This is a genomic window from Gramella sp. MT6, assembly GCF_019357415.1.
Classification (GTDB): domain Bacteria; phylum Bacteroidota; class Bacteroidia; order Flavobacteriales; family Flavobacteriaceae; genus Christiangramia.
The window spans coordinates 1,099,985-1,122,883 of sequence record NZ_CP048410.1; the positions used below are offsets into that span (position 1 = coordinate 1,099,985).

The 22,899-nt window shown below is 38.6% G+C and carries 25 protein-coding genes; 21 read left to right on the forward strand and 4 right to left on the reverse strand.

The window, feature by feature from the left end; all coding sequences use genetic code 11:
- Positions 1 to 41: 41 nt before the first annotated feature.
- A complete protein-coding gene (tatA, locus tag G3I01_RS05005) occupies positions 42 to 248 on the reverse strand; it encodes a twin-arginine translocase TatA/TatE family subunit (RefSeq protein ID WP_219551660.1) in 207 nt (68 codons plus the stop codon).
- Between the two features lie 157 nt (positions 249 to 405).
- Between tatA and G3I01_RS05010 the strand changes: the two genes are divergently transcribed.
- From G3I01_RS05010 to G3I01_RS05040, 7 genes are read left to right on the forward strand one after another with little or no spacing between them, the layout of a single operon-like run.
- Positions 406 to 1,275: a M23 family metallopeptidase gene (locus G3I01_RS05010; protein WP_219551662.1), complete on the forward strand. Its 870-nt coding sequence runs from the start codon at positions 406 to 408 to the stop codon at positions 1,273 to 1,275.
- Positions 1,276 to 1,278: 3 nt separating this feature from the next.
- Positions 1,279 to 2,772, forward strand: a complete 1,494-nt coding sequence (locus tag G3I01_RS05015) for a GH3 auxin-responsive promoter family protein (RefSeq protein WP_219551664.1) — start codon at positions 1,279 to 1,281, stop codon at positions 2,770 to 2,772.
- A 9-nt stretch (positions 2,773 to 2,781) separates the two neighbouring features.
- Positions 2,782 to 4,470, forward strand: a complete 1,689-nt coding sequence (locus tag G3I01_RS05020; protein WP_219551666.1) for a hypothetical protein — start codon at positions 2,782 to 2,784, stop codon at positions 4,468 to 4,470.
- A gap of 9 nt (positions 4,471 to 4,479) precedes the next feature.
- Positions 4,480 to 5,025 (forward strand): dTDP-4-dehydrorhamnose 3,5-epimerase, encoded by a 546-nt coding sequence (gene rfbC, locus G3I01_RS05025; RefSeq protein WP_219551668.1) that lies wholly within the window; start codon positions 4,480 to 4,482, stop codon positions 5,023 to 5,025.
- Positions 5,022 to 5,870 (forward strand): dTDP-4-dehydrorhamnose reductase, encoded by an 849-nt coding sequence (gene rfbD, locus G3I01_RS05030; RefSeq protein ID WP_219551670.1) that lies wholly within the window; start codon positions 5,022 to 5,024, stop codon positions 5,868 to 5,870. Before rfbC ends, rfbD begins: the two co-directional genes overlap by 4 nt.
- A gap of 25 nt (positions 5,871 to 5,895) precedes the next feature.
- A complete protein-coding gene (locus G3I01_RS05035; protein ID WP_219551672.1) occupies positions 5,896 to 6,885 on the forward strand; it encodes a UDP-glucuronic acid decarboxylase family protein in 990 nt (329 codons plus the stop codon).
- Positions 6,886 to 6,887: 2 nt separating this feature from the next.
- On the forward strand, positions 6,888 to 7,673 hold the full coding sequence (locus tag G3I01_RS05040; protein ID WP_219551674.1) for a glycosyltransferase family 2 protein: 786 nt from the start codon (positions 6,888 to 6,890) through the stop codon (positions 7,671 to 7,673).
- Here G3I01_RS05040 and G3I01_RS05045 read toward each other — a convergent pair.
- Positions 7,654 to 8,964 (reverse strand): phenylacetate--CoA ligase family protein, encoded by a 1,311-nt coding sequence (locus G3I01_RS05045; RefSeq protein ID WP_219551676.1) that lies wholly within the window; start codon positions 8,962 to 8,964, stop codon positions 7,654 to 7,656. The two genes, G3I01_RS05040 and G3I01_RS05045, sit on opposite strands and share 20 nt — an antisense overlap.
- Before the next feature lie 84 nt (positions 8,965 to 9,048).
- Here G3I01_RS05045 and purD point away from each other — a divergent pair, with 84 nt between their 5' ends.
- Positions 9,049 to 10,320 carry a phosphoribosylamine--glycine ligase gene (purD, locus tag G3I01_RS05050; RefSeq protein ID WP_219551678.1) on the forward strand — a complete coding sequence of 424 codons (1,272 nt, stop codon included), beginning with the start codon at positions 9,049 to 9,051 and terminating at the stop codon, positions 10,318 to 10,320.
- On the opposite strand, the gene G3I01_RS05055 is transcribed toward purD, so the two are convergent.
- The gene (locus G3I01_RS05055) at positions 10,312 to 10,542 is read right to left on the reverse strand and encodes a uracil phosphoribosyltransferase (protein WP_219551680.1); all 231 of its coding nucleotides are present in this window, start codon (positions 10,540 to 10,542) and stop codon (positions 10,312 to 10,314) included. The genes purD and G3I01_RS05055 overlap by 9 nt on opposite strands.
- 43 nt (positions 10,543 to 10,585) lie before the next feature.
- Here G3I01_RS05055 and G3I01_RS05060 point away from each other — a divergent pair, with 43 nt between their 5' ends.
- The 3 genes from G3I01_RS05060 to G3I01_RS05070 all read left to right on the forward strand — a co-directional run bounded on the left by G3I01_RS05060 (position 10,586) and on the right by G3I01_RS05070 (position 13,306).
- The gene (locus tag G3I01_RS05060; protein ID WP_219551682.1) at positions 10,586 to 11,509 is read left to right on the forward strand and encodes a DUF6427 family protein; all 924 of its coding nucleotides are present in this window, start codon (positions 10,586 to 10,588) and stop codon (positions 11,507 to 11,509) included.
- A gap of 120 nt (positions 11,510 to 11,629) precedes the next feature.
- Positions 11,630 to 12,238 (forward strand): DUF4254 domain-containing protein, encoded by a 609-nt coding sequence (locus G3I01_RS05065; RefSeq protein WP_219551684.1) that lies wholly within the window; start codon positions 11,630 to 11,632, stop codon positions 12,236 to 12,238.
- A 3-nt stretch (positions 12,239 to 12,241) separates the two neighbouring features.
- Positions 12,242 to 13,306 (forward strand): glycosyltransferase family 9 protein, encoded by a 1,065-nt coding sequence (locus G3I01_RS05070; protein ID WP_219551686.1) that lies wholly within the window; start codon positions 12,242 to 12,244, stop codon positions 13,304 to 13,306.
- A gap of 1 nt (position 13,307) precedes the next feature.
- On the opposite strand, the gene G3I01_RS05075 is transcribed toward G3I01_RS05070, so the two are convergent.
- Complete coding sequence (locus G3I01_RS05075) at positions 13,308 to 14,357, reverse strand: ferredoxin--NADP reductase (protein WP_219551688.1); 1,050 nt, start codon at positions 14,355 to 14,357, stop codon at positions 13,308 to 13,310.
- Positions 14,358 to 14,452: 95 nt separating this feature from the next.
- Here G3I01_RS05075 and G3I01_RS05080 point away from each other — a divergent pair, with 95 nt between their 5' ends.
- The 10 genes from G3I01_RS05080 (at position 14,453) to atpH (ending at position 22,893) form a co-directional block, all read left to right on the forward strand.
- Positions 14,453 to 15,937: a DUF5687 family protein gene (locus tag G3I01_RS05080; RefSeq protein WP_219551690.1), complete on the forward strand. Its 1,485-nt coding sequence runs from the start codon at positions 14,453 to 14,455 to the stop codon at positions 15,935 to 15,937.
- Between the two features lie 10 nt (positions 15,938 to 15,947).
- Positions 15,948 to 16,661, forward strand: coding sequence for an ABC transporter ATP-binding protein (locus G3I01_RS05085; protein ID WP_219551692.1), 714 nt, complete (start codon positions 15,948 to 15,950; stop codon positions 16,659 to 16,661).
- 92 nt (positions 16,662 to 16,753) lie between these two features.
- On the forward strand, positions 16,754 to 19,285 hold the full coding sequence (locus tag G3I01_RS05090) for a hypothetical protein (RefSeq protein WP_219551694.1): 2,532 nt from the start codon (positions 16,754 to 16,756) through the stop codon (positions 19,283 to 19,285).
- 12 nt (positions 19,286 to 19,297) lie between these two features.
- Positions 19,298 to 19,696 carry a polymer-forming cytoskeletal protein gene (locus G3I01_RS05095; protein WP_219551696.1) on the forward strand — a complete coding sequence of 133 codons (399 nt, stop codon included), beginning with the start codon at positions 19,298 to 19,300 and terminating at the stop codon, positions 19,694 to 19,696.
- On the forward strand, positions 19,677 to 19,892 hold the full coding sequence (locus G3I01_RS05100) for an AtpZ/AtpI family protein (protein WP_219551698.1): 216 nt from the start codon (positions 19,677 to 19,679) through the stop codon (positions 19,890 to 19,892). The genes G3I01_RS05095 and G3I01_RS05100 overlap by 20 nt, the downstream gene beginning before the upstream one ends.
- Before the next feature lie 90 nt (positions 19,893 to 19,982).
- Positions 19,983 to 20,276 carry a hypothetical protein gene (locus tag G3I01_RS05105; RefSeq protein WP_257710777.1) on the forward strand — a complete coding sequence of 98 codons (294 nt, stop codon included), beginning with the start codon at positions 19,983 to 19,985 and terminating at the stop codon, positions 20,274 to 20,276.
- A 134-nt stretch (positions 20,277 to 20,410) separates the two neighbouring features.
- The gene (atpB, locus tag G3I01_RS05110) at positions 20,411 to 21,511 is read left to right on the forward strand and encodes a F0F1 ATP synthase subunit A (protein WP_219551701.1); all 1,101 of its coding nucleotides are present in this window, start codon (positions 20,411 to 20,413) and stop codon (positions 21,509 to 21,511) included.
- A 24-nt stretch (positions 21,512 to 21,535) separates the two neighbouring features.
- On the forward strand, positions 21,536 to 21,757 hold the full coding sequence (atpE, locus tag G3I01_RS05115) for an ATP synthase F0 subunit C (RefSeq protein WP_011711113.1): 222 nt from the start codon (positions 21,536 to 21,538) through the stop codon (positions 21,755 to 21,757).
- Positions 21,758 to 21,840: 83 nt separating this feature from the next.
- Complete coding sequence (locus tag G3I01_RS05120) at positions 21,841 to 22,335, forward strand: F0F1 ATP synthase subunit B (RefSeq protein WP_219551703.1); 495 nt, start codon at positions 21,841 to 21,843, stop codon at positions 22,333 to 22,335.
- Between the two features lie 3 nt (positions 22,336 to 22,338).
- Complete coding sequence (atpH, locus tag G3I01_RS05125; protein ID WP_219551705.1) at positions 22,339 to 22,893, forward strand: ATP synthase F1 subunit delta; 555 nt, start codon at positions 22,339 to 22,341, stop codon at positions 22,891 to 22,893.
- The last annotated feature ends 6 nt before the right edge of the window (positions 22,894 to 22,899 follow it).

Genomic DNA, 22,899 nt, shown 5'->3' on the forward strand with positions numbered 1-22,899 from the left:
ACTGAAAAGTTGGGTTTTGATTTTTTATATAAAAGCGGGTTTTACTTTTTCTCTTCAGAAACCTTATTTTCGTCTGAAGTTGGTCCTTTTTCATCGTCCTTAGAAGCGTCCTTAAATTCTTTAATTCCACTACCCAGTCCTCTCATCAATTCAGGAATCTTACGGCCTCCAAAGAGCAGCAATATTACTACCACAATTAGAATGATTTGTGGAGCTCCTATAGCTAAAGGCAAAATAAATGCATTCATGTCTTTTAATTTAGTTTTACAAACTTAACAAGAATTCAGCAATCTAAACGTTAAGAAGTCAATAAATTGATTCTCATACCTATCTCCTATAATTACCCAACCGGCAATATTAAAGAGGAATTTATTTAATTTATCTTTGTATAACCTAATTAAGGCTATGGCTCAAAATAAAAAAACAAAAAAGAAGTTTGCGAAGAAATTGCTTCACAAGTATCGCATGGTCGTGCTTAATGAGGATACCTTTGAAGAGCGTTTTTCCTTCAGACTTACCCGGCTAAATGTATTTGTAACCGTTGGTCTATCTGCAATTTTTCTAGTGGCCATAACCACAATTCTAATTGCTTTTACTCCCCTACGGGAATATATACCTGGATATTCTTCCGCGAAACTAAAGGAAGAAGCAGCTAACCTGGCTTATGTTTCAGATTCACTTCAAAATGTGATAAGACTTAACGACCAATACCTTAATTCCATAAAGAACGCATTAACAGGTGATTTTGATACCGAAAAATTAAATCGGGATTCTATATTAAGTCAGCCGATTACAGACGCTGAATATGAAGAAATTAACCGGATCAAGGCAGATTCTCTGCTTAGAGAAGAAGTTGCCCAGGAGGATAAATATAATATTCTGCCTACGGCGACAGATGATATAAACTTCTCTCTATTCCCACCGGTGAAAGGAACAATATCAGATCCTTACAGCCTGGAGAATAAACATTATGCCGTGGATGTGGTCACATCTCGTAATGCACCAATCAAATCTATTGCAGACGGCAGGGTTATCTTTGCGGAATGGACTGCAGAGACGGGTTATGTTATTATCATAAAACACAGTTATGGCCTAATTTCGGCCTATAAGCATAATGCTTCCATATCTAAATCCCAAGGTGATATGGTAAGGGCAGGAGAGGTTATTGCAACAGCCGGAAATACCGGCGAATTAACTACCGGACCGCACGTACACTTTGAGCTATGGAATGAAGGTAACCCGGTAGACCCTTCAGAATATATTGATTTCAATTAAAATATGTCTATAAAGTCATTTACAGCTAAAATTTTTGCCGCACGAATAAGGAAAAAGATCGATAAATGGGCCGCGAATCCCCATGAAACTCAGCAAAAAATTTTTGAGGAATTAATTCGGAAAGCCAGAAATACTAAATTTGGGCAGGATCATGATTTCAGCAATATAAATTCCCATTCAGATTTTGTAAAAAATGTTCCGGTAAGAGATTATGAGGAACTTAAGAGTTATGTCGATTTGATGGTTGAAGGCAGGGAAGATATTCTCTGGCCGGGAAAGCCGCTATATTATGCAAAAACCTCTGGAACTACCAGTGGCGCAAAATATATACCGCTTACCAAGGAGTCGATGCCCACGCATATAAATGCGGCCAGGAATGCTATTCTATGCTACATCGCCGATACTGGGAAGTCTAAATTTGTAGATGGGAAAATGATATTTCTGCAGGGAAGTCCGGAACTCGACGAGAAAAATGGCGTGAAACTGGGAAGGCTTTCAGGAATTGTGGCGCATTATGTACCGGGATATTTACAGAAGAACCGAATGCCAAGCTGGGAAACTAATTGCATAGATGACTGGGAGAAAAAGGTAGATGCTATTGTAGAAGAAACCTTACCTGAAGATATGTCTATCATTAGCGGAATTCCTTCCTGGGTACAGATGTATTTTGAAAGGCTTATAGAAAAAACCGGAAATAAGGTAGGTGATATTTTCCCTAATTTCGAACTATTCATCTATGGAGGGGTAAATTACGAGCCATATCGCACCAAATTTGAAACCCTTATAGGAAGAAAAGTAGATAGTATTGAACTTTATCCTGCTTCAGAAGGGTTTTTCGCCTTTCAGGATAAGCAGGATGTAAAGGGAATGTTGCTTCAACTGGATTCAGGAATGTTCTATGAATTCATAAAAGCAGATGAGTTCTATTCAAAGAATCCGGAACGACTGCTTCTAAAAGATGTTGAGGAAGGTGTGAATTATGTGATGATAATTTCTTCTACTGCCGGATTGTGGGCATATAATATAGGGGACACTATTCAGTTTACCTCTTTAAAACCATACAGGGTGATCGTTTCTGGCCGGATAAAGCATTTTATTTCAGCTTTTGGAGAGCATGTTATTGCTAAAGAAGTTGAAGAAGCCATGCAGGATGCAGTGGCCGAAACCGGGGCAGAAATCAGTGAATTTACAGTGGCTCCGCAGATAAACCCTGATGATGATGAACTTCCCTATCATGAATGGTTTATAGAATTTGAGCAGGAACCGGAAGATTTAAATAGATTTGCCAATATTATTGATAAATCTTTACAGCGGCAGAATTCCTACTATCTGGACCTTATCAAGGGAAATATTTTGCAGCGACTTAAGATCACAAAAATACCCAGAAACGGATTTCAGGATTATATGAGATCTATCGGGAAACTTGGAGGGCAGAACAAGCTTCCAAGATTATCTAACGATCGCCAGATCGCAGATAAACTCAAAGATATTATTTAAAAAACTACTATGTCGATATTAAAATTACAGGGACGCACGAGAGCACAAGAGAGTTCGGGAGCTATAGAACGTATGTATATCACCATGAGACACCTTTTTAACAGAGGTTTCTATAAGCCAATGGGAGTTTCGGGTGATACCCTGAGAGAATCACTTTTCACGCTCAGACCAGAGATCTACGGCTCCATTGCCAATGATAAGGCAGAGCTGGAAGGACTTTTATATGTTATAGACCGTCTTCCGCACGGAATAGAAGAATGTCGCTTTATCAACCTCACCAGTGATGAGGGTTATGGAAATTCACATTTTAAACCAATAGTTCCTCCTAAAAGAAGAAGGAATTGTTATCGTATAGATGATGAACAAATGAATATCGAGATCACCAGGGGAAGATCTGAGATCTATGATATTCTAACTCACCTGACTTTTCTTTTTATTGAATCTCATAAGATCATGAAAAGAGTACTTATTGATGAAGACGGAAGTGTGAACCGTGACTGGGAAAAGCTTGAATTTGCCGTAAAGCAACAGGGAGATTTAACTCAGGCGCAACGGGAGGTTGCTTTGACACATACCGCAAGTATTCTGGGCAGGACCTTCCATGAAATTTCGAGTTTATACCCTAAATTTTCAGTTCCAGGCAATCCTGATCGTTTTCTTAGGCTTATCTGGTCTCTTGGTAATATGGCCATAAGAGAAGGGGTTAAGAACGAAAAAAGGATCATTACTTTTAGTCCTGTGCTTAGAGAACGCCTTGGCCATCACATTCATGGAGAGATCTGGGCTAATGACATTAAGCATTGCCTTATGGAAAATGGGCTGATGAAACGTCCTTTGCATATCATTAGTGCCAATATGCATAGTGTAATGAATACGCTGTATACTCCCTATGCGCTAAAAACCGAGCTGAAGAAGAAAAAGACCCTCGATATTTATGAGGAATTAAGTGATAGCGGGAATGGTTCTCTTAGAAATAAGGTGAATAAAGCTGCTTTAGATAAGGGAATGTTTTTTCTTGAGGATAAGAGCGGGACCAACATCGATGTTCAGATCTTTGATACCGCTAAACTTGAGGATGGTTTTAATGGAAAGAAACTTGAAAACCTAAAACCTGAAGAAAAGCCGGTCATCATAGTGATGGATTATGCCTTTGGAGAGCAGGCTTATGAAACTATGGATGAGCTGCTTAAGCCATATAATCTGAAGGATGAAGAGTTAAAAATGAACGTGAAATCTATCTCTATCATGGGGAAAGCGGGGATTCTTGAAGGAGGAAAAGGAGATATTATGATACCGGATGCTCACCTTTTCGAAGGAACAGCAGATAATTATCCGTTTGAAAATCAGCTAAGAAAATCCGATCTTGAAGGCCATGGAATCAATGTGGTTGATGGAGCGATGATCACGGTATTGGGAACCTCCCTTCAGAACAAGGATATTTTAAGGTTTTTCCATGATTCAACATGGAACGTTTGCGGACTGGAGATGGAAGGAGCACACTATCAAAAAGCAATTCAGGCCGCTTCGAGACTTAGAAGAAGTATTTCTGAAGACGTTAAGGTAAGATATGCTTATTACGCATCAGATAATCCTTTAGAAACAGGAAGTACGCTGGCCTCAGGAGGATTGGGAACATCAGGAGTTAAACCAACGTACCTGATCACAGAAAAGATTCTTGAACAAATTTTTAATTCATAACCAAACAGAATGCAGGTAGAAGAGACACCCTTAAAAGACTGTTTTCTTGTAAAACCGAATATATTTAAAGATCATCGTGGTATCTTCCTGGAGACCTACCACAGAAAGCGTTTTGCTGAACTTACCGGGATAGATACCGAGTTTGTTCAGGATAACCAATCGGTATCTTCTTACGGTGTACTTCGGGGAATGCATTTCCAAAAGGGTGAGTTCGCCCAAACCAAAATAGTAAGAGTGGTCTATGGTAAAGTATTGGATGTGGTAGTGGATCTAAGACCAGATTCGCCCACTTTTAAACAGACCTATTCTGCCATTCTCGACGATCAGAACCTTCACCAGTTATATGTTCCTAAAGGTTTTGGTCATGGATTTTTAACCCTTTCAACTAAATCTGTTTTCGGATACAAATGCGATAATTATTATACTCCGGGTTCTGAAGGAGGTATTATCTTTAACGATCCAGATCTTAATATCGACTGGGATTTTCCTTTCAAAGAAATGGTCCTATCAGATAAAGATAGGGACCTTCCAACTTTTAAGGAGGTATTTGGATGAAAACTATTTTAGTAACAGGTGCTACTGGTCAGTTAGGACAATGTTTTCAAAAACAGAGTAAAAAATTTACAAATTTTAATTTTCTTTTTTGCTCTTCGGCTGAACTTGATATTACCTCAAAGGAGTCTTTGAGAGCGCTGTTTAAAAAGCACAATTTTGATTACTGCATCAATTGTGCGGCATATACCAATGTTGAGCAAGCTGAAAATGAGCATGAAAAAGCCTTTCTGGTCAATGCCGAAGGAGCAAAGAATATAGCTGAACTGTGTAATGAATTTGGCGTTACTTTATTCCATTTTTCGACAGATTATGTATTCAATGGCCAATCTCGAGTACCATATAAAGAATCAGATGAGGTTGATCCTATCAATATATACGGTGCTTCCAAGCTAAAAGGGGAGGAGATAATCAAAGAATTGATGCAGGAATATTTCATATTCAGAACTTCCTGGTTGTATTCAGAATTCGGGCATAATTTTTTCAGAACTATTCTCAGAAAAGCTGATGAAAAAGCAGAACTGAATATTACCACCACGCAGCTGGGTACTCCTACCAATGCAAATGATCTGGCAGATTATGTTCTTTGTATCATTGCGGCAGGCTCTAAGAAATATGGTATCTATCATTTTAGTAACGAAGGGGAGGCCACCTGGTATGATTTTGCAAAGGAGATCCTCAATTACTCTAATAAAATGGATGAGGTTACTTTAAACAAGACCGGTTTTTTTAAAACTTTGGCGGAAAGACCTGAATATAGCGTACTTTCAAAGGAAAAGGCAATAAAGAATTTTGGACCAATCAAGGACTGGAAAATAAGTCTTCATCAGCTAATTGATGAAAATTGACTAATTTTTGACCAAGTATACAATTATGGCAAAAAGAATATTGATCACCGGTGCAGCTGGATTTTTGGGTTCTCACCTTTGCGACCGATTTATTAAAGAGGGTTTCGAAGTAATTGGGATGGATAATCTTATAACCGGAGATCTCAGGAATATCGAGCATTTGATGGGAAACAAGAATTTTGAATTTCATCATCACGATATCACCAAGTTCGTTCATGTTCCAGGCGATCTGAATTATATACTACATTTTGCTTCCCCGGCCAGCCCTATAGATTATCTTAAAATTCCTATTCAAACGCTGAAGGTGGGTTCTATTGGGACAATGCATTGCCTTGGGTTGGCAAAGGAGAAAAATGCCAGAATTCTTATTGCTTCTACTTCTGAAGTTTATGGAGATCCCCTGGTTCATCCGCAGAATGAAGAATATTACGGCAATGTGAACGCCATAGGCCCTCGTGGAGTATACGATGAAGCCAAGCGTTTCCAGGAATCAATTACTATGGCTTATCACAGGTTTCATGGATTGGAAACAAGGATTGCCAGGATATTTAATACTTATGGACCTCGAATGCGACTTAATGATGGTCGTGTAATTCCGGCTTTTATTGGTCAGGCGCTAAGGGGGGAGGACCTTACAGTTTTTGGAGATGGGTCACAGACAAGGTCTTTCTGCTATGTAGATGACCAGGTGGAAGGTATTTACAGGTTGCTTTTAAGTGATTATTCTGAACCTGTAAATATTGGAAACCCTAATGAAATTAGCATTCTTGATTTCGCAGATGAGATCATTAAGCTTACGGGTACAGATCAAAAGATCGTTTATAAGGAACTTCCGCAAGACGATCCATTACAAAGAAAGCCCGATATCACCAGGGCCAGGGAGATTCTTGGCTGGGAACCAAAAGTGAGCAGGGAAGAAGGTATGAAGATAACTTATGATTATTTCAAAAGCCTGAGCCAGGAAGAATTGCAGAAAAGAGAACATAAAGATTTTTCAGAACACATCAGGAGATAATCATGGAGCTTAACAGAATGGTTTCAGTTATCATGCCCGCCTACAATGCTGAGGCTTTTATTGCTGATTCCATCCAGTCGGTCATAGCTCAAACCTACCCAAACTGGGAACTTCTGGTGATCGACGATGCATCTACAGATAATATGAAGGAAATAGTAAAAGGATTTTCTGAAAAAGATAAAAGGATCAAACTTCTCGAAAATGATTCTAACCTGGGAACCCATCATAGCCGGAATAGGGGAATTAAAGCCGCTCAGGGCCATCTTATAGCTTTTCTGGACGCAGATGACCAATGGAAGCCTAGCAAGCTTTATACACAGGTAAAAATCCTTCAGAAGGGAAATGTCGCCGCATGTTTTTCCAGCTACGAACTCATTTCAGAAAATGGAGAGCCTTTGAATAAAAAGATCGAAGCCCTGCCGATACTTTCCTATGAGAAATTATTGAAAGCAAATTACGTGGGTAACCTTACTGGGATTTACGATGCACAAAAGATCGGGAAGATCTATTGCCCTGAAATTTCCAAAAGGCAGGACTGGGCTTTATGGCTAAAAGTGATAGAGAAAGGAGGTCCCATGAAAGGAATAGAGGAATCGCTGGCCATTTACCGGGTGCGTAAAAATTCGATTTCCAGAAATAAACTGGAGATGCTGAAGTACAATTTCAAGGTCTATCACGAAGTCCTTGGATATAGCTATTTCAGCAGTCTTTCTAAAATGTTTGTGTTTTTAAACGAACAGTTCTTCGTGAAGTCAAGGCAAACAAAAACTATGATAACTGAGAAGTAAATTGCTTCAATTTGCCACTTTGGCTGCGTTTAAGGATTTCTTTTCTTTCAAAACCTATCTTCAAATTCTTTCCAACGTAAATGCCTACCGAGTCAAGGATCTTACTTTTTTGCTCCTGTGAAAGTTCCTGCTCACTTACGTATTCTATCTTAAATTCATCAATTTCGGTTTGAATGATGACGAACTCTTTGATATTCCCATTATCTTCAATAATGGTTTTAGTAACATAATAAAATGTAAGTCCGGGAACTACTTTCCCATCTGGAAGTCTTGCAATATCATTAGTTCTACCAATAAGCTTTTCAAGAATAGGTTTTTTTAGAGTGCTTTTTTTTGAAAGGCTACCAATATCTCCAATATCATAGCGGATCATGGGATGAGCTTTATTATAAAGCGAAGTGATCACCACCCGGCCTTCCTCGCCATATGGCAGAACGTTGTCGTTTTCGTCCAAAATCTCTATATAAAGATCTTCAGAATTAACTATCCATTGATTTTCTGAATCTTCAAAAGCGATGAGTCCTACCTCGCTGGCACCATATTCATTAATGACAGGGACTCCCAAAGCTTTTTCAATGAGTTGTTTGTCTTTTTCAAAAAGTCTTTCAGAAGTAACTATGCAGATATTTAGGCTGGGACATAATTCTTTCAGAACAATGCCCTTATCCTTCAGAAACCGGGCGAAGAGAACAATGGCGCTGGTATATCCATTAAGATAATTAAAATCTGATTTTTTAAAACGCTCCAGGAAAATCTCCATTTTCTGCTCGCTGAGGTCAAAAATATTAAAACGACGCCTAAGACTTATCCTGTCTTTTAGGCGCTCCTGTATATTACCATAAAAATCCAACGGGATACCATAGAATCGGGCTTGTAGAGATTTGTTGAGGTCTATGTCATACCAGTTATACCTGTCCTGAAATCCTGCCCAGCTAAGAGCATGTGCAAACCTGTTCTTGGCAAATATGAAAGGATGACCACTGCTGCCTGAAGTTTTCCCGATATAGGCCGTTTTGGTATTATAAGTCGAACTCAGTCTTTCCTTTAAAGGTTGCTGGAGATCGGCTTTTTTCATGATGGGCACTTGTTCCCAGTCATCAAATCCCTCCCATTTAAAGAATTCCCGGTAAAAATTATTATGCTGTATATGATAATCGATAATAGAATTGCGTCGTTTTCTCTGGAATTCAGCATAATGTTCCTCTGGAATATTTTGAATCTTTTCCAGAGTACTTTGCGCCCTTTTGATCGGGAATTTATTAAGCTGTAACGAAAGTTTAAACCAATCCAAGGGCAGAGAAGCTTTTTTAACGATTTTATTCGTGCTTCAATTTACAAACAATTATTTTTGAAGCAATATTTAAAACCACAACTAATGAATATTCTTATCCTTGGCTCTGGTGGCCGTGAACATACTTTTGCCTATAAGATTTCACAAAGCAGCAAATGCAGCAAATTATATGTTGCCCCTGGAAATGCAGGAACAGCGCAGATTGCCGAGAATCTACAGCTTAATCCTATAGATTTCGCCGCGGTAGCAAATACTGCCCTAGAAAAGGATATCGATATGATCGTGGTTGGACCGGAAGATCCCTTAGTCAAGGGAATCGTTGATTTCTTTGCAAATGACGACCAGCTTAAGAATATTCAGATCATAGGACCTTCAGGCCGTGGTGCCTTGCTGGAAGGAAGTAAGGAAAGAGCGAAGGAATTTATGGCGATGCATAAAATTCCAACCGCTGCTTATGAAAGTTTCAGTTTTGAAAGCCTTGGAGCGGGTAAGAATTTCCTTGAAACCCTAAAGCCGCCATACGTTTTAAAAGCAGATGGACTGGCCGCCGGGAAAGGTGTCTTGATCATAGATGACCTTGAAGAGGCAAAAAAAGAACTCGAGAATATGTTATCTGGAAAATTTGGTGCTGCCAGTGAAAAAGTGGTGATCGAAGAATTTCTGGACGGTATAGAGTTAAGTGTATTTGTGCTTACCGATGGGAAAAATTATAAGATCCTGCCTACGGCAAAAGATTATAAAAGAATCGGTGAAGGAGATACTGGTTTGAATACAGGAGGTATGGGAGCAGTTTCCCCGGTTCCGTTTGTCGATGAGACACTGATGAATAAAATTGAAGAACGTATTGTAAAACCTACAGTAAGCGGGCTTCAGGAAGAAGAAATAGATTATAAAGGATTTATATTCATTGGTCTTATTAAAGTAGATAATGAGCCTTATGTGATCGAATATAATGTGAGGATGGGAGATCCCGAGACAGAAGTTGTTTTACCAAGAATTAAAACAGACCTGGTTGAATTACTGGAAAAGACCTGGAGCGGAGATCTTGACAAAATAGACCTCGAAATTGATGAAAGATCAGCAACAACAGTAATGCTGGTTTCCGGAGGTTATCCAGAATCTTATCAAAAAGGAAAAGTTATTAGTGGTTTAGACGAAATAAAAGATTCGATCGTTTTCCATGCAGGAACAACAAATGAGGAAGGGGAGATCTTAACTAGTGGAGGTCGTGTGATCGCTTTAACTTCCTTTGGAGAAGATTACAAAAAGGCACTAAAAAAATCTTACCAAAGTGCAGGAATGCTGCAATTTGATAAGATGTATTTTAGAAAGGATATTGGTTTTGATCTATCCTAAGAACGAGTGAGAAGTAGATTCTCTGTTTTCTTCATTTCTATCGTTGAATTTCTTTAATTGCTTCATCCAGTAAAGGAAGGCAACAAAACCAACGATCACAAAGATCCAGTTAAGGATGTTCGCAAGAAACCAAGAATCAAGCTCAAGCTCTCTAAGTAAATCAAGAGGATAAAAAAGTATATTTTCAAAAACCCACTGTATCCCGTAAAAAAAATCTTTCATTTTCTGAACTTTAATTGAGATTACAAAAATATAAAAAACCCTAATGCTAACAAGCTTTTTTAGCAAATCCAAGCCATTTAACCTCGCTGTCATCATTCTATTGATGGGTCTTTTTTACATAGGTGCTAGTTTCACTGACTGGGACAATGGTTTTAACTGGCTGGAATTTTTTGAAAAAATTGGAGTGCTGCTGCTTTTGGTATTAAGCCTTCTGGTACTGAATTTTATCGCGAAAAAAAATGAGCTTACCAAACGTAGTGCCTATAAGACCTTGCTTTTCGCAATATTCTCTATTTCTTTTTTTAGCCTTTTACGCAATGAATCCATAATCATTTCAAATCTATGCGTACTATTTGCATTAAGGAGAATCATTAGTCTGAAATCTCATATTTCGGTTCAGAAAAAGATATTTGACGCTACATTCTGGATAAGTATAGCCTCACTTTATCATTTCTGGTCTATACTTTTTATCGCGGTGGTATTTTTTGCGATTCTTAATTTCGCGTCTTCATTCAAGAACTGGTTAATACCTTTTGTAGCATTTCTAGCTGTTGCTTCGCTTACTATTTGCTTTCATCTGCTGGCCTACGATGAGTTTTATTTATTTGCCGACTGGTTCCAGCCAACTAAATTCGACTTTTCAAAGTATGGAGAACTGAAAATGCTTATTCCTCTGAGTATTTTCCTGGGATTGCTCATCTGGACCTTATTTCAATATTTTGCTGCCATCCAAAAGGCCAGTATTACCAGAAGGCCGGTATTGAGCATGATCTTGTTTAGTCTAGCGACTTCAGCTGCAGTCGCGATATTTTCTCCAACCAAAAATGGGAGTGAGCTTATCTTCTTTTTTGTGCCATTAAGTATTATAGCTTCAAATTACTTCGATGATAAAAAAGATAAGATATTTAAAGAGATCATTCTCGTCACGCTTTTGTTGGTGCCTTTCATAGTAGCTTTTTTCGTTTAGACCTGAATGTTTAAGCGCTCTGTAAGCCCTACTCTTTTTAAAAATAATATCTTTGCAAATGCTTTTAATATTGAACAAAGCAGCTTAGAATTAAAATAGAACAAGAAGAAATTAAACATTATGTTTTCAGATAAGGCCAACACGATTTTTAGGGAAGTAATCAAAAAATATCACGAAATAGACAGCGTGGACCAGGAGTTCAAAAACCCTTATGATGCTGAAAATAACCTGATAGAACACCTCCTTTATAGAAAATGTTGGATAGATACCGTTCAGTGGCATTATGAAGATATTATTAGGGATCAGAACATAGATCCGGTAGAAGCACTGGAGTTAAAGAGAAAAATTGATGCCTCAAACCAGGACCGTACAGATACTGTTGAGTATATAGACAGTTACTTCCTCGAAAAATATAAGGACGTACAGCCTAATACCGATGCGACGATAAATTCAGAAAGCCCGGCCTGGGCCATAGACAGACTTTCTATTCTGGCTTTGAAGATTTATCATATGAATGAAGAGGCGAATCGTGAAGATGCTTCACAGGAGCATCAAATGAAATGTAAGGCCAAACTGGACGTGCTTTTAGAGCAAAGAGTAGACCTTTCTACTGCGATCAATCAATTGCTTGAAGATATCGCCAAAGGCGAGAAATACATGAAGGTTTACAAGCAAATGAAGATGTATAATGATGATGAGTTAAACCCGGTTCTACGAGGCAATAAGTAATTTATGGACCAAGACCGCAATTCTCTGTCGGCAAAAAAGGGAAAGAGCATGCATATTCTGGTAATTCGCTTCTCTGCGATGGGCGATATTGCTATGATTGTACCTGTTCTGAGTGTTCTGGTTAAAAAATACCCGGAACTTACTATCACTGTTCTTACCAGACAATTCTTTGCTCCTCTTTTTAGTCATTTACCCAATGTAAGGATTTATGAAGCTGATCTTAAAGGTGTTCATGACGGAGTGCTGGGACTGGGGACGCTGGCCAGGGAGTTACGGGAAGAGGAGATAGATGCGGTTGCAGATCTTCATGATGTGCTTAGAACTAATGTTTTAAGGTCCCTGTTTTATTTCTATGGAATACCTTTTAAGCAGATTGATAAAGGACGTTCAGAAAAGAACGCGCTTTCCAGTAATAAAAAGGATTTCAGGCAACTTAAATCTACCCATCAAAGATATGCAGATGTATTTGCAGAGCTTGGTTTTACAATAGACCTTTCAGAATATAGCCCTCCTCCAAAAAGAGAATTATTACCGAAGGTTTATGATCTTATAGGAAAGCGATCCAAAAAATGGCTTGGGATTGCCCCTTTCGCCCAGCATGATTCAAAGTGTTACCCTAAAGACCTTATGGAAGAAGTGATCGCTGAGCTATCTTCTAAAGGAAATATCAAACTTATCATGTTTGGTGGCGGTGATACCGAAAAAGCACAATTGGAGGAATGGGAGCAGAAATTCGAAAATTGTACCAGTGTGGTTGGGAAACTTAGTTTTGCTGAAGAATTAAGTCTGATATCCAATCTTGATGCGATGCTATCCATGGATAGTGGAAATGCTCACCTGGCGGCTATTTTTGGAATTCCTGTAGTAAGTATCTGGGGAGTAACCCATCCTTTCATCGGTTTTAAGGCATTTAATCAGCCCATAGAGAACTGTATTCTTCCCGACCTGGAAAAATATCCCAAGATCCCGACTTCAGTATATGGAAATAAAGTTCCGGAGGGCTACGAGGATGTGATGCGTAGTATACCTCCGGAGAAAGTTATTCAAACAGTTTTAGAGAATCTATAATTTATACATCATCAAAATCCACCTTCAGCGTAGGTGTGGTTGGATGTGCCTGGCAGGTTAGAACAAAACCTTCTTCGATCTCCTCATCTGTTAAGATCTGGTTTTTACTCATTTCGGCCTTACCTTCAGTAATTCTGGCCATACAACTACTGCAAATCCCACCCTGGCAGGAATAAGGAACATCGATGTCATTTTCAAGAGCCACATCAAGAACCACAGATTTTCTATCCATAGAAAAAGTAAATTCTTCGTCATCAACCGTGATAGTTACTGCGGTCGCTCCATCTGTATCTCCTTGAATTTCTTTTTCCTCGTCTGTAGTGGTGAAAAGCTCGAACAGGATCTGTTCCTTTTTTACTCCATTATTTAGAAGAACCTCAGATACGTGGTTGATCATAGCTTCTGGTCCACACAGGTAAAATTTATCAAATGGATGGTCTTTGAACTTGTTCTTTAAGACATAGTTTACTGTACTGGTCTCGATCCTTCCAAAATGAGCATCATCTTCTCTGGTTCTGCTGTAAATGAACTCTACGAATAATCTATGTGGGAATTCAGCCTGGAGCTCAAGCAGCTCTTTAAAGAAGATCGTATCGTCTATAGATTTATTTCCGTAGGTAAGCACAAATTTACTATGTGCTTCATCTCTAAGAACAGATTTAATAATTGAAAGTACAGGAGTTATCCCACTTCCGGCAGCAAAAGCTGCGTAATTTTGTCTTTTGTCACCAGGTTCAAAAACAAACTTTCCTTCTGGAGGATGAACTTCTAAGATATCACCGGCAACAAGTTTATTATTGGCAATTACAGAAAAACGACCGCCTTTTACTTCCTTAACCGTAACTTTGAATTCATCTGAATTTGGCGCAGAACAAAGTGAATAAGCCCGGCGGATCTCCTCCCCATCAGCTTTGGTTCTTATAGTAATATACTGTCCAGCAGAGAAACTGAATTCCTCTTTTAAGTTTTCTGGGATCTCAAAAGATAAACTTACCGCCTGTGACGTTTCGCGAATTATTTCCTTTATTTTTAGCGGATAGAACTTGCTCATTATTTTTTATTTGTGCGCAAAAATACAAAGTATGCCGGTTTTAGAAATGTAACAAAAGTTTAAATTTCAATACCAATTAATCAAATACGGTGTTTATGTTCAAAAAATTTGCCTGGCTGGAATGGAAATCTTTTCTGAGATCTGCCAGTTTTGGAAAGAGTTTAGGGCTAAAGATCCTTATGGCATTCCTGGCGTTATATTTTTCTGGAATGTTCCTTCTTTTAGGAATTTCATTATTCCCGTTAATAAATAATATCTATCCAGAAGAGGATCCCTTAAAAGTGGTAAACAGCTTTGCTCTGGCCTATTTCACTTTTGAACTTATCTTCAGGTTCATGCTGCAAACCTTGCCGGTGATGGATATAAAGCCATTGATGGTCCTACCCATTAAAAGGAAGAAAGTGGTGAATTTTGTACTGTTTAAATCGCTGTACTCCTTTTATAATTTCCTTCCAATCTTATGGATCGTTCCGTTCGGATTGTATTGCCTGGTTAAAGAAAATTATAGTTCTTCGGGAATGTGGGGCTGGATCATTGGGATGTATGCGGTAACCCTGTGTATGAATTTCCTCAATTTTATTATAAAGAAAAGATTCACAGATAATCTTAAGGCTCTTATCCCAATTGTAGGAGCAGGAGTTATAATCGCTTTGCTTGATTATCTGGGAATATTTGATATTACCGCCTACTTTGGAAAATTACTGGATTATTTGGTTTTAAAACCATATCTGGCTTTGGTCCCGGTAATGTTCGTTATTGCTTTATACTGGTGGAACTTTCAAAATCTTAGAGATAAATTTTATCTGGATGCAGATCTTAAAGGTAAAAATAAGTCGGCCAGTACTCAGGAATTTGGCTGGACCAGGAAATTTGGAAGTCTAGCGCCTTTTCTTCAGCAGGATCTAAAATTAATTTGGAGGAATAAAAGACCAAAGACCACGATCTATTTATCCCTGATGTTTTTGGCTTATGGGCTTATTTTTTATCCGAATGAAACCTACCAGGGAATGCCTACATTCTTCGTATTTGCAGGGATTTTTATAACAGGGATCTTCATGATCAATTTCGGCCAATTTGTTCCTTCATGGGATGCATCTTATTACCAGATGATCATGGCTCAGAATATACCCATGAGGCAATACCTGGCCTCCAAAATGGGATTAATAACCTTTAGCGTTATCGCCCTGGCCATTTTGTCTACACCTTACGTTTATTTTGGCTGGAATATCTTATTTCTGAATTTAGCCTGCGCGCTATATAATATCGGGGTGAACGTTCCAATCTTGTTATATGCGGGATCTTTCAATAAAAAAAGAATAGACCTGGATAAGAGCCCGTTTATGAATTATCAGGGAACCGGTGCCTCACAATGGCTTGTAGGTATACCGCTTATCTTTATTCCAATATTTCTTTTCTGGATCACTAATAAATATATTAACTACGATGCTGCGATTGTAATACTTGCAGTTCTTGGAGTCATTGGGCTTATCTTAAGACCTAACCTGCTAACCTTTTTAACTCATCGATACCGAAGTAGAAAATATGTGATGATACAGGGATTCAAACAAAAAGGAGAATAAAATTTAAATTATGATTACAGCAACCAATCTTTCAAAAATGTATAATGGCACGAAAGTGCTAGATATAGAACATTTGGATATTCCTTCAGGACAAAATTTTGGCCTTGTTGGAAACAATGGTGCAGGGAAGACTACATTTTTCAGTCTGCTTCTGGATCTTATACAGCCTACCACGGGAAATATATTCAATAAAGATATAACCGTGAGCGAAAGTGAGGATTGGAAGCCCTTCACGTCTTCTTTTATAGATGAAAGTTTCCTTATTGGGTATCTCACTCCTGAAGAATATTTTTATTTCATAGGTGATCTTAGAAACCGGAATAAGGCAGATATTGATAGCTTCCTAACGCAGTTTGAGGATTTTTTCAACGGAGAGATCATTGGCCGAAAGAAATATTTAAGAGATCTTTCTAAAGGAAACCAGAAAAAAGTAGGAATTGTGGCCGCTTTGATCGGTGATCCTGAAGTGGTGATCCTGGATGAACCATTTGCTAACCTCGATCCAACCACCCAGATAAGACTAAAAAAATTGCTGAAAGAACTTTCCCAGATCTCCGGGACTACGGTCCTGATTTCCAGTCATGATCTAATTCATGTGACAGAAGTTTGTGAACGTATCGTGGTTCTGGATAAAGGAGTTATTGTACGGGATATGGAAACGTCTGAAGCTACCCTCAATGAACTAGAGGCCTATTTTTCAGCTGAGATCGCCGGGAGTGAGTAGGCAGCACCTATTGGACTTTAGAAAAAGAAGTTTACTTTTACATACTAAATAAGTTGTATCAAAGTTATTCATGATACCACAAAAGGTTCATTTTGAATACGTTTACCCGTCTTACTCTTTTTCTATTGCTTTCGACAGCCATTTTTAGCTGTTCTCGAAAGAAAGATACTTTTATAAACAGGAATTACCACGCCATTACTGCCGAATATAACACCCTTTTTAACGGGGAAATGGCTTTTGAGCAGGGAAGAGAGGAGATCAATCAGAATTATGCCGATAATTATTGGGATATTCTTCCAGTTGAAAGGCTGGATGTAGACGACAAGATCCTTCTTCCAGACAGTGTTAGAAATCAGAATTTTGGGAGGGCAGAGGAGAAAGCTGTAAAAGCAATTCAGAAGCATTCCATGCAAATAGGTGGGAAAGAGCGAAATCCTGAAATGGATGAGGCTTATCTTCTACTTGGAAAAGCAAGGTATTTCGATCAAAGATTCATCCCGGCATTGGATGCCTTTAACTATATACTTTACCGATATCCTGCCAGTAATAATATAAATCATGCCCGCATCTGGCGAGAAAAGACCAATGTTAGGATCGGAAATGAGAAACTGGCCATTAAAAACCTCAAGAAGATCCTGGAATCAGAAAGATTGGAAGATCAGGATCTGGCAGATGCCAGCTCAAGCCTTGCTCAGGCCTATATTAATCTAAACCAGATAGATTCGGCTGTGGTGCCGCTTCAGAATGCGGCGGAGTTTACAGAGATCAATGCTGAAAAAGGACGCTTTTATTTTATCCTGGGGCAATTGCACGATAGGTTGGGAGAAACTGCTGCTGCAAATGCCGCTTTTGATGAGGTGATTGAACTGCATAGAAAATCTCCAAGAATCTATTACGTAAATGCATTTGTTGAAAAAGCCAGGAATTTTGATTTTGATGCCCGTGATGAGCAGTTTTTACTGGACATTCTTACCGAACTTGAAGAAGACAGGGAGAACCGGCCGTATCTTGATAAGATTTATTTTCAATTAGGTGAATATTACACCAGGCTGGATTCAACAGAAAAAGCGATTGAATATTATAATAAATCCTTAAGGTCCAGGTCCAGTGATATCTACCTGAAATCTGTCAATTACGAGATTCTTGCTAATATCAATTTCGACAGGGCGAATTATCAGGATGCCGGGAAATATTATGATAGCACGCTGATAAATATGTCTCCTCAATTACTTGAATTCAGGACCATTAAGAAGAAAAGGACCAATCTTGATGATGTTATTAAGTATGAGAGAATTGCTGAAGAGACCGATAGTATTTTAAGATTAGCCGGATTATCTGAGGATGAGAGACTGGCATTTTTTAAGCAGTATACAGATGATCTAAAGGAAAAAGCCGTTAAAGAAATGGAGGCAGGGGAATTGCCTGTCTACACGGCGAGCATAGGACCACAAAATAATTTTCCTTCGGCCAGTGTACCACCGGCAGGGGAGGGAAATACTTTCTATTTTTATAATCCTTTGCGGGTTTCGCGGGGTGCACAGGAATTTCTTAGAACCTGGGGAACCAGAGAACTTAAAGATAACTGGCGATGGGGTTCTACTGCGATGAATCAGAGTTCGGTGAATGCCCAGGAAAGACTTATGGATATAAATCTGGACAATGATCCTTTATACGATCCTATGGCTTATGTGAGTCAGATTCCCGGTGAACAATCTGTACTCGATAGCCTTGCTACCCAGAGAAATTTGGCATATTTCCAGCTAGGAGTGATCTATAACGAGAATTATAGGGAATATGACCTTGCTGCGGAAAGGCTTGAGTTTCTTTTGGAAAATAATCCCCAAGAACGTTTGATCCTACCGGCAAAATATAATCTTTATAATATCTACGGTGCCCAGGGCAGGCTTGAGGACCAGGAAAGGTTAAAGAATGATATTCTTCAGAACTATTCAGATTCCAGATATGCTGCATTTATTAGAGACCCAAAAAGTATGCAGCAAGATGAGAACAGCCCTGATCTGCTTTACAATAAACTATTCAGGCAATATGAGAATCAGGAATATCAAGAGGTGATAGAAAAGGCAAACGATTATGTTTCACAGTTTACCGGAGATCCAATTGTGCCAAAATTTGAATTGCTGAAAGCACGTGCTGCGGCAAGGTTAATGGGAATCGATGCCTATGAGCAGGCTTTAAATTATGTGGCAGTCACCTATCCGCAAACCAGCGAAGGCAAAAAGGCTCAGGACATAATCAATACGACGATCCCGGAATTAAAAGGATTGGAATTTAGCAATGATAGCATACCTTCCAGCTATAAACTTATCTTCCCCTTGGACAATCCTGCGAAGGAAGAAGCTGAAGAATTGAAGAATACTATAGAAAAGGCTTTGTCAGAATTGGACTACAACAAATTATCTGTTTCTATAGATGTTTATGATGTTGACCAGACATTTGTGGTAGTTCATGGATTAAGTGAAAAATCCAGATCTCTGGGCTTTCAGGAGTTATTGAAAGAAAATAAAAACTACAAAATAGCCAGACAGGCTTTTGTTATGTCGGCGGAAAATTATAGAATTGTACAAATTAAGAAAACTTTAAGAAGTTATCTGGACAATTACTAAAACCGCCCTATCATGTTTTCAGAAGCAAAAAAGACCAAACCTGCAAGTAATCAGAATGAACAAAATAGAATAGCAGCCGGGACACTTATTACCGGAGAGATCTCAGGAAAAGGTTGTTTCAGGATCGAAGGCACCCTCGAAGGCAGTTTAAAGACGCCGGGTAAGGTTGTGATCAGTGAAGGAGGATTGATCAATGGAACACTGGAGTGTGATAATGCAGACATTGAAGGGAAATTTAAAGGAAAGCTTCTTGTAAAAGGAGTTTTAACCCTAAGAAGTCCTGCCAATATTGAAGGTGAGGTAATAGCCGGAAAACTGGCGGTTGAGCCTGGTGCAGTATTTAATGCGACCTGCGAAATGAATGGAGGAGTGAAGCCTCTAAAAAAAGAAAATGAAAAAAGATCCGCGTAATAAATATCTTGCTTTTGTAAATATCGCCCTTCAGATGGGCATTATCATTGCTGCAGGTGTTTTTGCCGGAATCTGGCTTGACGGGAAATTCCCTAATAAATACTCAGCTTATACCATCTCCTTGTCACTTTTAGGAGTTTTTATAGCCCTTTACCAGGTATTTCGAGCAGTTAAAGATCTTAACGAAGACGAATAAATGCAAACAAGACTTTTTTCCTTTCTAAAATTATTTATTCCCTTTTCGGTCCTTTTGTTCTTAATACAGTTTGCACTGGTCAAATATTTATTGAAAATTGAACTGTATTATTCCACGCTGGCGATATATGCTTTTCATTTTATAGCTACATTTTTGATCTTCCTTTTCCTGGTCTTTGTAAACAAGACCTTTAGCGATAAGACAGGATTTGCCTTTATGGCTTGCAGTCTTTTGAAGATGTTAGCTGCAGTTCTATTCCTTTTACCGGTAATGCTCAATGATACTCCTAATCCATTTCAGGATATCGTTGCCTTTTTTATCCCTTATTTTTTATTTCTGATTTTCGAAACTATTTACGCGGTAAGGCTTATCAATACTAAATAACTGACTGTATTTCAGTAAAATCGTTAAAATTTCCGAAACTGCTAAAAAATTATACGGCGGACTTTCAGATAAAAATTAAAAGTATACCTTTGCACGGAAATTTAGAGCCCATAATTTTAAGTAGAACAGGTACTATGACAGCACAGAAATCTTTAGTGATTAGCTTGTACTTTGCATTAGCATTTGCCATTTTCCCTTTGTTTACCTTCGCTCAGGAGCACGAGCAGGAGCATAAGTCACTTCAGGAGGCTGAAGAAGAGTTTAACGCTACAGAAATGATCATGCACCATATTGGTGATGCTCATGGCTGGCACTTCTTTGGAGAAGGTGATAGCGCTGTTACGCTGCCTTTACCTGTGATCCTCTATACAGATAACGGATTGGTTACTTTCATGTCCAGTGAATTTCATCATGATACAGAAGGACATCATGTGGTAGAGAAAGATGGAATGCGTTTCGTTAATCTTCATGAAGATATTTATAGGTTAGATGCAGGAGCTGAGACTGTTGAGTTTGATGCAGATCATCATCCTGTGAACGCTTCTAAACCATGGGATCTTTCTATCACGAAGAACGTTGCTGCAATGTTTCTTACGGTGATTTTAATGCTATTATTCTTTACCAGTCTAGCCAGACACCACAAGAAGAATACTCATGCGCCAAAAGGATTTAACAATGCTCTTGAAACATTAGTATTGTTCGTTAGAGATGATATCGCAATTCCACAGATCGGTGAGAAGAAGTATATGAAATTCATGCCTTTCCTGTTAACGGTATTCTTCTTTATCTGGATCACCAATTTAATGGGATTACTTCCAGGGGCGGCTAACGTGACCGGAAATATAGCGGTAACAGTTTCTTTAGGTCTTTTCACAATGTTGATCATGATCTTTAACGGGAACAAAGATTTTTATAAGCATACCTTCTGGATGCCAGGTATTCCAACATGGGTAAAGCCAATTCTTGCAGTTGTTGAGGGACTTGGGTTGCTTATTAAGCCTGCTGCACTTATGATTCGTTTATTTGCGAACATCACAGCAGGTCACATTATCATCCTGAGTTTGATCGGGTTGATCTTTATTTTAGAAAATGCGGGTATAGCCGGAGTTTCGGTTCCGTTTGCCTTATTTATAACAGTATTGGAATTGTTAGTAGCATTCCTTCAAGCGTTTATTTTTACGATTCTGTCTGCCCTGTTTATCGGGATGGCAGTTGAGGAACATGAACATCATTAATTTTAATTTTTAATTTTTTCAACTATGGAATTATTGTATGTAGGTCTTGCAGCTTTAGGAGCTGGACTAGCGGTTCTTGGAGCCGGAGTAGGTGTTGGTAAAATCGGTGGTTCTGCCATGGATGCTATCGCACGTCAGCCAGAAGCTTCTGGAAAAATCCAGACAGCTATGATTATCGCTGCTGCACTTGTAGAAGGTGTTGCTCTTTTTGGAGTGGTTGCCTCTTTACTAGGTGTATTAAGATAATTAATTTCAAAGAGTCCCTTCGCAACGGTTGGTTGCGAAAGGACTTCTTTAAATGATGTTTTTAACTATTATTATTTAAAACTATGGATTTAATAACTCCCGAAATTGGCTTGTTCTTCTGGCAAACCATCGTTTTCTTAGTACTACTTTTCCTTATGGCGAAATTCGCCTGGAAACCTATTCTTAATTCAGTAAGAAATAGAGAACAGTCTATCAATGATGCGTTGGCTTCAGCTGAAAATGCACGTAAGGAAATGCAGAATCTTAGATCAGACAATGAGCAGTTAATGAAAGAAGCTCGTGCTGAAAGAGATGCTATCCTTAGAGAAGCCCGTGAGTTAAAAGAAAAGGTGATTGCAGATGCTTCAGATGAAGCTAAAGTAAAAGCTGATAAAATTGTTGCAGACGCTAAAAGAAGCATTGAGCTTGAAAAGCAATCTGCAATGGCTGAATTGAAAAATCAAGTAGCCGAACTTTCAGTAGAGATTGCTGAAAAGATCGTTCGTAAAGAACTTTCAGGAAAAAATGAACAACATCAGATGATCGAGAAGATGATTGGTGATGCTAAGCTAAACTAAGTTATGAGAGGAACCAGAGCCGCACAACGATATGCAAAGGCGATCCTTTCTTTAGCAAAGGATAAAAATTCGGCGGAAGCTGTAAATAAGGATATGCTCACTATTTCCAAAACTGTTCTTAACAGCAGGGATCTTGAGAATATGCTTACCAGTCCTGTAGTAAAAGATAGTATTAAGAGGAGCGCCTTGCTTGAAATTTTCAAGGATCTTAATGCAGTAACCAAAGGTGCTATAGATATATTGCTGGAAAACGGAAGAATTAATATTCTTCATCTTGTTGCCAAGCAATATTTCATTCAGTTTAATGAAATGAATAACGTACGGCAGGCGATTGTTACTACTGCGGTACCTTTAGATAAAGAACTTGAAGCTGTGATCCTTGCTAAGGTTAAGGAATTAACAGGTTCTGAAGCCAGTCTTAAAAGCATCGTTGATGAAAGCATCATTGGTGGTTTTGTGTTGAGAGTAGGAGATTTGCAGTATGATGCAAGTGTCTCTCGTAACCTGACCAGGCTAAAAAGAGAATTGAAAAACAATACATACGTTTCAAAAATTTAATTAAAA